The 12,388-nt window shown below is 61.7% G+C and carries 8 protein-coding genes; 4 read left to right on the top strand and 4 right to left on the bottom strand.

What is annotated here, in order from left to right:
* Nucleotides 1-188 precede the first annotated feature (188 nt).
* Nucleotides 189-908, top strand: coding sequence for a TetR/AcrR family transcriptional regulator (locus tag GYK42_RS27955; RefSeq protein ID WP_166450144.1), 720 nt, complete (start codon nucleotides 189-191; stop codon nucleotides 906-908).
* Nucleotides 909-916: 8 nt separating this feature from the next.
* Here GYK42_RS27955 and GYK42_RS27950 read toward each other — a convergent pair whose 3' ends face one another.
* The gene (locus tag GYK42_RS27950; protein WP_166450143.1) at nucleotides 917-2,023 is read right to left on the bottom strand and encodes a hypothetical protein; all 1,107 of its coding nucleotides are present in this window, start codon (nucleotides 2,021-2,023) and stop codon (nucleotides 917-919) included.
* Here GYK42_RS27950 and GYK42_RS27945 point away from each other — a divergent pair.
* The gene (locus GYK42_RS27945; protein ID WP_166450142.1) at nucleotides 2,012-2,341 is read left to right on the top strand and encodes a hypothetical protein; all 330 of its coding nucleotides are present in this window, start codon (nucleotides 2,012-2,014) and stop codon (nucleotides 2,339-2,341) included. The genes GYK42_RS27950 and GYK42_RS27945 overlap by 12 nt on opposite strands.
* A 277-nt stretch (nucleotides 2,342-2,618) precedes the next feature.
* Here GYK42_RS27945 and lpdA read toward each other — a convergent pair whose 3' ends face one another.
* From lpdA to aceE, 3 genes are all read right to left on the bottom strand, one after another.
* Nucleotides 2,619-4,403 (bottom strand): dihydrolipoyl dehydrogenase, encoded by a 1,785-nt coding sequence (gene lpdA, locus GYK42_RS27940; RefSeq protein WP_166450141.1) that lies wholly within the window; start codon nucleotides 4,401-4,403, stop codon nucleotides 2,619-2,621.
* A 10-nt stretch (nucleotides 4,404-4,413) separates the two neighbouring features.
* Nucleotides 4,414-6,081, bottom strand: a complete 1,668-nt coding sequence (gene aceF, locus GYK42_RS27935; RefSeq protein ID WP_166450140.1) for a dihydrolipoyllysine-residue acetyltransferase — start codon at nucleotides 6,079-6,081, stop codon at nucleotides 4,414-4,416.
* Between the two features lie 94 nt (nucleotides 6,082-6,175).
* The gene (gene aceE / locus GYK42_RS27930; protein WP_058050144.1) at nucleotides 6,176-8,872 is read right to left on the bottom strand and encodes a pyruvate dehydrogenase (acetyl-transferring), homodimeric type; all 2,697 of its coding nucleotides are present in this window, start codon (nucleotides 8,870-8,872) and stop codon (nucleotides 6,176-6,178) included.
* A gap of 543 nt (nucleotides 8,873-9,415) precedes the next feature.
* Between aceE and folD the strand changes: the two genes are divergently transcribed.
* Nucleotides 9,416-10,261 carry a bifunctional methylenetetrahydrofolate dehydrogenase/methenyltetrahydrofolate cyclohydrolase FolD gene (folD, locus tag GYK42_RS27925; RefSeq protein WP_166450139.1) on the top strand — a complete coding sequence of 282 codons (846 nt, stop codon included), beginning with the start codon at nucleotides 9,416-9,418 and terminating at the stop codon, nucleotides 10,259-10,261.
* A 46-nt stretch (nucleotides 10,262-10,307) separates the two neighbouring features.
* Nucleotides 10,308-12,377 (top strand): M3 family metallopeptidase, encoded by a 2,070-nt coding sequence (locus GYK42_RS27920; RefSeq protein ID WP_166450138.1) that lies wholly within the window; start codon nucleotides 10,308-10,310, stop codon nucleotides 12,375-12,377.
* The last annotated feature ends 11 nt before the right edge of the window (nucleotides 12,378-12,388 follow it).

The raw sequence follows: 12,388 nt of genomic DNA, 5'->3' as shown, positions 1-12,388 counted from the left end.
GCGCTCAGCACTTTGTGCTCTGCTTGGCCTGGCTGGTTGGACATACTCGCTCCGGAAATGAAATGATATAGGTTCATTATTGGGCAAAGAAAAGCCAAAGTCAAGAAATGAAACGATTGCATTTCATTTTAATTTGCACTACAGTGTGAGCCATCACTTACCTTCCAACTTGTAAAGAGACCCAGACCATGTCCGATCCCGGCCTCAGCGATACCTTGCCTACCGATAAAGAATCCGGCGACGACGCCCAGGAGCTTTCCTGCTGCGGCAAGCCAGCCGGCCGGCCGCGCGCTGCCGACATGGAAGCGCGCATGGACAACCTGCTGCACACGGCTGGCTGCCTGTTTCTGGAAAAAGGGTATGGAAAGGTCAGCCTGGAAATGATCGCCCGGGAAGCCCATGTGGCCGTACGCACGATTTATGTGAAATTTGGCGGCAAGTCGGGCTTGTTCAATGCCGTGGTGGAACTGCGCCGCGCCGCCTATTTCTCGACCATGCCGGCGCTGGAAACGGATATGCGCCCCCTGCCCACCATCCTGGGCGAGTTCGGCCTGCTGTTCGTGCAGCTCGTCACCATGCCGGCGGCCATCCGCCTCAATCGCATGGTGGTGGCCGAGGCGGCCACGCACCCGGAACTGGCGGAAACGTTTTACAAGGTGGGACCGGGACAGACACGCGAGATGCTGACGAGGTTTTTCAGCCGCCCCGATATCGCGCCCCTGTTTCGCGCGGAACTGGCGCCGGCCATGCTGTCGCTGCACCTGCTCAATTGCCTGCTGGGCGACCAGATGTCGCGCCTGCTGTTTCCGCCACCGGCACAACCGGACGTGGCGCAATTGCGCGCCAAGGTGGCCGTCAGTCTCGACCTGTTCCTGCACGGCACCCTGCGCCAGCCGCTGGCGGACTGACGCGCGGGTCAGCTGGGGCGGCTGCAGTCTTCCGGCAGCGCCGCTTTGGCGTGTTCATCGCTCAAGCCCAGCGCGCGCAGGAAAGGCTGGGCCGCCGACGCGCCATGGACACTAAGTGAAGACTCACTTCCATCGTAGCGGTCCGGGCCATAGCGCATCAGGTCAAACGAGGTTTCAAAGCGTTGTGCCAGGAAATATGTGCGGAAATAATCGAAGGAAAACGCCACCTGGCCATCGGCCCGCAGCAGCAAGCCATGCGCATACAACGGCGCCAGCCAATCCCCGGACTCCATGCTCCAGCCCTTCACGCCGCAATAGTCGCTGGCAAAGCGTTCCAGTTCCGCCTCGTTGAGGAACATGCTCTTGGCTTCGAACATCACGAAGGCCAGCTCGATCAGGAATTCGCGCGCATCGGCAGCCACGCAGGCGTCCACGCGCTGCCGCGCGCCCGCCTTGCCCAGCAAGCCATCGAGATAGCCGCGCTCACCTGCCAGCTGCGGCAGCAAAGTGGCAAACACATATTCGGCATCCACCTGCCCCGTTTCCTGGCCATTCGGCGTGTACAGCACCGACAGGGCGAAATTCTTGCTCACGTCATCGAACTCGCGCAGAGACACCGTCCACTGCGTGCCCGCCCTGCAGCCATCGGCCGCGGCCTCGCCCGTGCCGAACTCGAGCACGGAAAACGCCGCCATCTGGCCATTCGCACCGTACAGGCTGCCGGGATTGCTCTTGAACAGGATACCCAGCGACTTCATCAGTGAACTGGCATCGCCCGTATGCTGGTGGCCATGGAACACGGCGTGGATATTCTTGTAGTGCGCGCGCTGCTCGGCACTGGCGTGCTCGTCGGCGGAGAAAAAACTGAAGCCGGCATTGCCCAGCGCCGCAGCCGCGACACCCTGCGCGCGGCTGCCCGGCACCAGGTAGAAACGCGCGCCGGGCAAGCTGGCCGCCTGCAGCAAGGGGCGCAGGAAGTATTCGTAGACGTACACGGGGGTCGTGCCAGCACAGGCGTCGGGCGCCACCAGCTGCCCCGTGAAGAAAATCGCATCGATCCGCTTGCCCGCCGCCAGGATAGCGGCCACGTCCTGGTACAAGGCATGCAGCATCACGGCTTGCTCTTGCTCATCGGCCCGGCGCAAGCGGACATCGGCAATATGAAGGGCGGTAAATTTTTTCATCGTTGCAAAGCTCTCTCAGTACAGCGGAATTTGACCGTATCCCACGCTGGCAACATTCCTGGAAAAATCACACGCTTCCGTCGAAGCAAAAGAAAAACATGGTTACAGACCTCCATTCTGCCACTTTTTCCACACGGCAATACTCACCAATTTTCACAAGACCCCGCCACACCACGTTTTACCATACCGCAGGTCAAGGGAAATAAAAAAAACCGGGAACATGGCCCGGTTTTTCATACTGAAAGTTAACTCTTTATCAGCGCTTGCGCGGCGGCGGCAAGTCCGTGCACACGCCTTCGTACAGTTCGGCGCGCTTTTGCCAAACTGCCGATCGACTCGCCCAGGGTCGGGTGCGGGTGAATGGTCTTGCCGATGTCGGTGCCGTCGCAGCCCAATTCGATGGCCAGCGCAATCTCGCCGCTCCATCGTTCACCTGTCGCCGGCGTGCGTGCCGGCGATGGTTGGATAGTAAAAAACCCCGCAATCGCTTGCGGGGTTTTTAGTGTTACGACATAGCGCTACGACATCAGCGCTTGCGCGGCGGCGGCAAGTCCGTGCACACGCCTTCGTATACCTCGGCGGCCATACCGATCGACTCGCCCAGCGTTGGATGCGGGTGGATGGTCTTGCCGATGTCGGTGCCGTCGCAGCCCATTTCGATGGCCAGCGCGATTTCACCAATCATGTCGCCCGCATGCGTGCCGACGATGGTGCCGCCGATGATGCGATGCGTTTCAGCGTCGAACAGCAGCTTGGTGAAGCCTTCGGCGCGGCCATTGGCCACGGCGCGGCCGGAAGCTGCCCATGGGAAGTGGCCCTTCTCGACCTTGATGCCCTTGGCTTTCGCTTCGTCTTCCGTAATGCCGGCCCATGCCACTTCCGGATCCGTGTAGGCGACAGACGGGATCACCTTGACGTCGAAGTGCGACTTCTGGCCGGATGCCGCTTCGGCAGCCACGTGGGCTTCATGCACGGCCTTGTGCGCCAGCATCGGCTGGCCGACCAAATCGCCGATGGCGAAGATGTTCGGCACGTTGGTGCGCATCTGGCTGTCGACGTTGATGAAACCGCGATCCGTCACTTGCACGCCCGCCTTGTCGGCGGCCAGCTTCTTGCCGTTCGGGCTGCGGCCCACGGCCACCAGCACCAGGTCGTAGATCTGTGGCGCCGGTGCGGTAGCACCTGCTTCAGCTGCTTCGAACGTGACCTTGATGCCTTCCGGCAGAGCCTCGACGGCCACCGTCTTGGTCTTGGTCATGATGTTGTCGAAGCGCTTCTCGTTGAACTTCTGCCACACCTTGACGGCGTCGCGGTCCGCGCCCTGCATCAGGCCATCCATCATTTCGACCACGTCGATGCGCGCGCCGAACGTGGAATAGACGGTCGCCATTTCCAGGCCGATGATGCCGCCGCCGATGACCAGCATGCGCTTCGGGATCTGGCGCAATTCCAGCGCACCGGTCGAATCGACGATGCGCGGATCTTCCGGCACGAAGGGCAGCTTCACCACGGACGAACCGGCGGCGATGATGGCTTGCTTGAACTGCACGACTTTTTTCGAGCCGTCGCCTGCCGTCACTTCGATGTGGTTGGCGGAGAGGAACTGGCCCACGCCCGTGACCACTTGCGTCTTGCGCGCCTTGGCCATGCCGGCCAGACCGCCCGTCATGTTCGAGATCACGCCTTCCTTGTACTTGCGTACCTGGTCGATGTCGATGGTCGGCTTGGCAAACGTCACGCCCGTGTTGGACATGTGCGCCGTTTCATCGATGACGGAGGCCACGTGCAGCAGCGCTTTCGACGGAATGCAGCCCACGTTCAGGCACACGCCGCCCAAGGTGGCGTAGCGCTCGACGATGACCGTCGACATGCCCAGGTCGGCCGCGCGGAACGCCGCCGAATAGCCGCCAGGACCGCCGCCCAATACCATCATGTCGACGTCGATATCGACCTGGCCGCTGTAATTGCCGGCCGGGATGGCGGCAACGGCTGCAGCTGGTGCCGCCGCTGCCGGAGCTGCCGCCGCAGGCGCGGGAGCGGCCGCCGGTGCGGCTGCGGGAGCAGCAGCGCCTTCCGACGCTTCCACCACCAGCAGTGCGCTGCCTTCGGCGATCTTGTCGCCAATCTTGACTTTCAATTCCTTGACGACGCCCGCGTGGGTCGATGGAATCTCCATGCTGGCCTTGTCCGATTCGACCGTGACCAGGGACTGGTCCACCTTGATGGTGTCGCCGACCTTGACCATCAGCTCGATGACTTCGACTTCCTTGAAGTCGCCGATATTCGGTACTTTTACCTCTACTGTGCTCATCAATTGCTCCTTACAGCAGAATTTTGCGCATGTCGGCCAGGACTTCGCCGAGGTACACGGAGAATCGCGCGCCCATCGCGCCATCGACCACGCGGTGGTCGTAGGACAGCGAGGTGCCCATCATCAAACGTGGCTGGAAGGCCTTGCCATCCCATACCGGCTTGATCGAGGCTTTCGACAGACCCAGGATCGCCACTTCCGGCGCATTGACGATAGGCGTGAAGTGCGTGCCGCCGATGCCGCCCAGGGACGAGATCGTGAAGCTGGCGCCCTGCATGTCGGCTGGTTTCAGCTTGCCTTCGCGCGCCTGCAGCGACAGTTCCGTCATTTCGCGGGCGATCTGCGAGACCGACTTCTGGTCCGCGCCCTTGATCACCGGTACCACCAGGCCATTCGGCGTGTCGGCAGCGAAGCCGATGTTGTAGTACTGCTTGAGGATCAGGTTCTCGCCCTTGGCGTCGAGCGAGGCGTTAAACGCGGGGAATTTCTTCAGCGCGGCGACGGAGGCCTTGATCACAAAGGCGAGCATGGTCAGCTTGGCCGCATCCTTGTTCTTCGCATTGGCCGCGTTGGTGTCGACGCGGAACGCTTCCAGGTCCGTCACGTCCGCTTCGTCGAACTGCGTGACGTGCGGGATCATGACCCAGTTTCGGTGCAGGTTGGGACCCGAGATTTTCTTGATGCGCGACAGCGGCAGCAATTCGGTCGTGCCGAACTTGCTGAAGTCCAGCGACGGCCATGGCAGCAGATCCAGGCCCACACCCGAACCGGCTTTGGCGACCGGCGCGTTCGGCGCGGCGACAGCACCCGACATCACGCCCTTGACGAAGTTCTGCACGTCTTCCTGGGTGATGCGGCCCTTCGGACCGGAACCGCCCACGCGGGTCAGGTCCACGCCCAGTTCGCGTGCGAACTTGCGGATCGACGGCGACGCGTGCGCCAGCTTGCCATTGACGGCAGGAGCTGCAGCGGCGGCAGGGGCAGCGGCAGGTGCTGCGGCAGGTGCTGAGGCAGGCGCCGGTGCCGAAGCGGCGGCGGCGGCTGGTGCTGCGGCGGCTTGCGCTGGCGCGGCGGCAGGGGCGGCAGCGCCACCCGTCGTTTCCACGACCAGCACCAGCGAACCCTTGGCAACCTTGTCGCCAACCTTGACTTTCAATTCCTTGACGATACCGGCGTGGCTCGATGGAATTTCCATGCTGGCCTTGTCCGATTCGACCGTCAGCAGCGACTGGTCGACCTTGATGCTGTCGCCGACCTTGACCATCAGCTCTATGACTTCGACTTCCTTGAAGTCGCCGATATCGGGCACGGTCACTTCCACCAGGGCCGGCGCGCCGGCAGGGGCGGCTGGTGCTGGCGCGGCGGCAGGAGCCGCGGCAGGTGCAGCTTCAGCAGCCGGCGCAGGGGCGGCAGCGGCAGGCGCCGGCGCCGAGGCGTCGTCCGCCACTTCCAGCAGCAGCACCAGCGAACCTTCGGCGATCTTGTCGCCCACGTTGACTTTCAATTCCTTGACGACACCGGCGTGGCTCGATGGAATTTCCATGCTGGCCTTGTCCGATTCGACCGTGATCAGGGACTGGTCGACCTTGACCGTATCGCCTGGCTTGACCATCAGTTCAATGATCTCGACTTCCTTGAAATCGCCGATATCCGGGACTTTGACTTCCACAATGCTCATAGCTTGCTCCGTTATTTTATTTGTCAGATGGACCCGCACACACGCCAGGGCGGCGCTTTCGCACCGCCCTGGCATCATCGGGTCCGCACAACGATTACTGGGTCACCGGATTCGGTTTGTTCGCGTCGATGCCGTACTTGGCAATCGCCTGCTCCACCACCGACACATCGATCTTGCCTTCGTCAGCCAGCGATTTCAACGCGGCCACGGTGACATAATAACGGTTCACTTCGAAGAACTCGCGCAGCTTGGCGCGGCTGTCCGAGCGGCCAAAGCCATCGGTACCGAGCACTTTATAAGTGCGGCCCTTCGGCATGAAGGCGCGGATCTGTTCTGCAAACGCGCGCATGTAGTCGGTCGTGGCGACGATCGGGCCGTCCGTATCCTGCATCAGCGACGTCACGTACGGCACGCGCTGCTCTTTCGACGGGTTGACCATGTTCCAGCGTTCCGCATCCTGGCCATCGCGGGCCACCAGGGTCAGCGACGGCGCCGACCACACGTCCGCAGCCACGCCCCAGTCGTTTTGCAACAGCTCGGCGGCGAAGATCGATTCGCGCAGAATGGTGCCGCAACCGATCAGCTGTACGCGCAGCTTGGCGTCCGCCGGACCTTCCTGCAGCTTGTACATGCCTTTCAGGATGCCTTCTTCCTGGCCTGGCTTGATGCCTGGCTGGGCGTAGTTCTCGTTCATGATCGTGATGTAGTAGAACACATCTTCCTGGTTGGCGATCATGCGGCGCAGGCCGTCCTGGATGATGACGGCGACTTCATGGCTGAAGGTCGGATCGTACGGCATGCAGGTCGGGATGGTCGCGGCGAAGATATGGCTGTGGCCATCTTCGTGCTGCAAGCCTTCGCCGTTCAGCGTCGTACGGCCAGCCGTGCCGCCCATCAGGAAGCCGCGGGCGCGCATGTCGGCCGAAGCCCATACCTGGTCGCCGATGCGCTGGAAGCCGAACATCGAATAGAAGGTGTAGAACGGGATCATGATGCGGTCGTTGGTCGAATACGACGTCGCCGCAGCGATCCACGAGCTCATGCCGCCCGCTTCGTTGATGCCCTCTTGCAGGATCTGGCCGGCCTTGTCTTCGCGGTAGTACATGACCTGGTCTTTGTCGACCGGCTCGTACAACTGGCCTTTCGGGTTGTAGATGCCGATCTGGCGGAACAGGCCTTCCATGCCGAAGGTACGCGATTCATCGACCAGGATAGGCACGACGCGCTGGCCCAGGTTCGGGTCTTTCAGCAGGGTCGAAATGACGCGCACGAACGCTTGCGTGGTCGAGATTTCACGGCCTTCAGGGGTTGCTTCCAGCACGTTCTTGAACGCGTCCAGGCCAGGCACCGGCAGGGTTTCTTCCGCTTTCTGGCGGCGCTGCGGCAGGTAGCCGCCCAAGGCCTTGCGGCGCTCGTGCAGGTAGACCATTTCCGGCGCGTCGTCGGCTGGCTTGAAGAACGGGATGTCGGCCAGCTTGTCGTCAGGGATAGGCAGCGAGAAGCGGTCGCGCATTTCGCGGATGGCTTCATCGTCCAGTTTTTTCGTCTGGTGCGCCGTGTTGCGCGCTTCGCCGGACTTGCCCATGCCGTAGCCCTTGATGGTTTTCACCAGCAGGACGGTAGGCTGGCCCTTGTGTTCCTGGGCGATCTTGAATGCCGCGTAGATCTTGTGCGGATCGTGGCCGCCACGGGTCAGGCGCCAGATGTCGTCGTCCGTCATGTTGGCAACCATTTCCAGCAGCTTCGGATGCTTGCCGAAGAAGTGCTTGCGCACGTAGGCGCCGTCTTTCGCCTTGTAGTTCTGGTATTCGCCGTCGACGGTTTCCATCATCACGCGCTGCAGAATGCCTTCTTTATCTTGTGCCAGCAGGGCGTCCCAGCCCGGGCCCCAGATGACCTTGACGACGTTCCAGCCGGCGCCGCGGAATTCGCCTTCCAGTTCCTGGATGATCTTGGTGTTGCCGCGCACAGGACCGTCCAGGCGCTGCAGGTTGCAGTTGACCACGATGACCAGGTTGTCGAGCATGTCGCGTGCGGCCAGGCCGATCGCGCCCAGGGATTCCGGCTCGTCCATCTCGCCATCGCCGCAGAAGGCCCAGATCTTGCGGTTGTCGGTTTTCGCGATGCCGCGTGCGTGCAGGTATTTCAGGAAGCGCGCCTGGTAGATCGCCATGTGCGGGCCCAGGCCCATCGACACGGTCGGGAACTGCCAGAAGTCAGGCATCAGTTTCGGATGCGGGTACGAGGACAGGCCCTTGCCGTCGACTTCCTTGCGGAAGTTCAGCATTTGCTCTTCCGTCAGGCGGCCTTCGAGGAAGGCGCGCGCGTAGACGCCGGGCGAGGAGTGGCCCTGGATGTACAGCAGGTCGCCGCCGTGGTCGGCCGTGGGCGCATGCCAGAAATGGTTGAAACCGATGCCCAGCATGTTCGCCAGCGAAGCGAACGAGGACAAGTGGCCGCCCAGGTCGCCGTCGGCGCGGTTGGCCTTGACGACCATGGCCATGGCGTTCCAGCGCATCCACGAGCGCAGGCGCTCTTCGTATTCCAGGTTGCCGGGACAGTGTGCTTCTTGTTTGGTGGGGATGGTATTGACGTAGGCGGTGGTGCTGGAGAACGGGATCTGGGCGCCGCGGCGGCGGGCCAGGTCAACCATGCGCTCCATCAGGTAATGCGCGCGTTCCGGACCTTCATTTTCCAGAACGGCTTCGAGCGCGTCCAGCCACTCCTTGGTTTCCTGCATATCCGGGTCGGTGCCGATCTGTGTCGTTACCTGGTTCAGTTGAGCTGACATCTGTTGAGTCTCCTTTGTGAACGCCCCACCCCGATTTTCCGGATCGCTGTCGGACGGTATTTCGCTGATTATTTACTATTAAGTCGGTTTAGTGTGGGGATTCTAACAGCGTATTTACTATTTTTCAAATTACGATATAGCATTTCGTATTATGAAATCACCCTATGAAATTTATGCTGCACTGCCGCAAATTCTGTCCGGAAATTAGCGTGATCAAAGTGCCAAAAACGGCGCCAAAAAACCCTCAGGCCCTTGCGCTCCCTACGGCCACCAGCACACCAGCAAAACGCATTTACGCCCCAGTCGCCCGCCCAGGCGCTTCGGGCCAAGCGGGCCTGAAAAATGTCGAGGGCAAGGCGCAGCGACGCAGACAGTACGCCAGTACGGCAAGGAGCTGCAACGCCGCCATCGGCATTTTTTCGGGCCCGCGTCTCCGGCCCGCTGTTTTACGCCTTTGCACTCAATGCCATTGGCGCCAAAACCGCCCCTTTGCGCCGCCCGGCTTTATAATCTGTCTTTTCCCTCCCACACAGCCTCCCTACCATGCCAGCACAACTGATCGACGGAATCGCCCTCTCCCAAAAACTGCGCAGCGAGATCGCCACGCGCGCCGCCGCCCTCACCGCCAAAGGCACCCAGCCCGGCCTGGCCGTGATTCTCGTCGGCGAAGACCCGGCCAGCCAGGTGTACGTGCGCAACAAGGTCAAGGCGTGCGGCGACGTGGGTTTCCACTCCGTGCTGGAAAAATATGAAGCGGACCTGTCCGAAGCGGACTTGCTGGCACGTATCGCCAGCCTGAATACAGACCCGGCCATCCACGGCATCCTCGTGCAAATGCCGCTGCCAAAACACATCAACCCGCACAAGGTCATCGAAGCGATCGCCACGACGAAAGACGTGGACGGCTACTCGGTCCTGAGCGCCGGCGAACTGATGACGGGCTTGCCCGGCTTCCGCCCGTGCACGCCGTACGGCTGCATGAAGTTGATCGAAAGCACTGGCGTCGACTTGCGCGGCAAGCACGCCGTCGTCATCGGCCGCAGCAACACGGTCGGCAAGCCGATGGCCCTGCTACTCTTGCAAGCGAATGCCACCGTCACCATCTGCCATAGTGCGACCCCGGACCTGGGCCTGTACACGCGCCAGGCGGACGTGGTCGTGGCCGCCGTCGGCCGCCGCAACACGCTGACGGCCGACATGGTCAAGCCGGGCGCCATCGTCATCGACGTGGGCATGAACCGCGACGATGACGGCAAGCTGTGCGGAGACGTGGATTTTGCCGGCGTGAAGGAAGTCGCCTCGCACATTACCCCCGTACCGGGTGGTGTTGGCCCGATGACCATCACGATGTTGCTGATGAATACAGTAGAGGCTGCCGAGCGCATTTAAGAATCACCGGGGCGGCATGACCGCCCTTTTATATATGGAACCGACGATGAATACCAATCCCCTGCTTGATTTTTCCGGCCTGCCACGCTTCGACGCGATCACGCACGAGCATGTCACGCCTGCCATCGATACCCTTTTGGAACAGGCGCGCGCCACGGTGGCGCAGCTGGAAGCGCCCATGGAAGAAGTGAGCTGGGAAAACTTCGTCGCGCCCCAGGACCAGATCGCCGAAACCCTGGGCCGCGCCTGGAGCATCGTCAACCATTTGAACAGCGTGGTCGATACGCCGGAACTGCGCGCCGCATACAATGCGAACCTGCCCAAGGTGACGGAATTCTGGACCGAGCTGGGCCAGAACGAAATCCTGTTTGGCAAATATAAGCAATTACAGGCCCGTGCCGATTTCGCCAGCCTGTCGCCGGCGCGCCGCCGCATCGTCGACAATGCCGTGCGCGACTTCCGCCTGGGCGGCGCCGAGTTGCCAGAAGACAAAAAAGAGCGCTTTGGCGCCATCCAGGAAGAACACGCGACCGTCGCTACGCGTTTTTCCGAAAACGTGCTCGACGCCACCAATGACTATAAATTGCTGGTCGAGAGCGAGCTTGACCTGGCCGGCCTGCCCGACGACGTAAAGGCCGCCGCGCGCGCCGCCGCCGAAAAAGCGGGCAAGCAGGGCTATGAATTCTCGCTGCACTTCCCGTCGTACTACCCGATCCTGCAATTTGCCGACAATCGCGCGCTGCGCGAAACCATCTACCGCGCCAACGCCACCAAGGCGTCGGACCAGGGCGACGTCTTCAGCAAAAAAGAGGAGTGGGACAATACCCGGAATATCGTCACCCTGTTGCAATTACGCGACGAAGAGGCAAAACTGCTCGGTTACGCCAATTTCGCCGAAGTGTCGCTCGTCCCCAAAATGGCCACCTCGCCCGCGCAAGTCATCGCTTTCCTAGAAGACCTGGCCAGGCGCGCGCGTCCGTTCGCCGAGAAGGACCTGGCAGAACTGAAACAATTCGCCCGCGAAGAACTGGACATCGCCGAGCTGCAAGCGTGGGACGTGCCTTACGCTTCGGAAAAGCTGCAGGAGCGCCGCTACGCGTTCTCGGCCCAGGAAGTGAAGCAATATTTCCCTGAACACAAGGTGATCGACGGCCTGTTCCGCCAGATCCAGAACCTGTTCGCGGTCGAGATCAAACCCGATACGGCGCCCGTCTGGCATCCGGACGTGCGTTTTTACCGCATCGAACGCGACGGCAAGCTGGTCGGCCAATTCTACCTGGACCTGTATGCGCGCGCCGGCAAGAGCGGCGGCGCCTGGATGGACGACGCGCGCGGCCGCCGCGCCGACGCGCAGCACGTGCAAACGCCGATCGCCTACCTGACCTGCAATTTCACGCAGCCGGCCGTGGTCGATGGCCAGGTCCAGCCTGCCCTGTTCACGCACGATGAAGTCATCACCCTGTTCCACGAATTCGGCCACGGCTTGCACCATATGCTCACCGTCGTCGACGAGCTGGGCGTGTCGGGCATCGCCGGCGTCGAATGGGATGCCGTGGAACTGCCATCGCAATTCATGGAAAACTTCTGCTGGGAATGGGAAGTGCTCGAGCACATGACGGCGCATGCCGTCACAGGCGAGCCGCTGCCGCGCGCGCTGTACGACAAGATGCTGGCGGCCAAGAATTTCCAATCCGGCTTGCAAACCCTGCGCCAGGTGGAATTCTCCTTGCTCGACATGCATTTGCATTACGACTACGATGCCGGCACGGGCCAGAGCGTGCAGCAGCTGATCGACGGCGTACGCGCCAAGTTTTCGCTGCTCATCCCGCCTCCGTTCAATCGCTTCCAGAATGCCTTCGGGCATATCTTTTCCGGCGGCTACGCGGCTGGCTACTACAGCTACAAGTGGGCCGAGGTGCTGTCCGCCGACGCCTATGCGGCTTTCGAGGAAGCCAAGGCGCTGGGACCGGCCGCCATTACTGCAGCGGGCAAACGTTACCTGGAAGAAATCCTGTCCGTCGGCGGCTCGCGCCCCGCGCTGGAATCGTTCACGGCCTTCCGTGGCCGCGAGCCGAGCATCGACGCCCTGCTGCGCCACAGCGGCATGGCTGCCTGAAGGGTGATATG

Origin of the sequence: Janthinobacterium lividum (assembly GCF_011601275.1) — a bacterium.
GTDB classification, from domain to species: Bacteria; Pseudomonadota; Gammaproteobacteria; order Burkholderiales; family Burkholderiaceae_D; genus Janthinobacterium; species Janthinobacterium lividum_E.
Note: the sequence above shows the minus strand (reverse complement) of the source record. Positions and strands in the feature narration are given on the sequence as shown.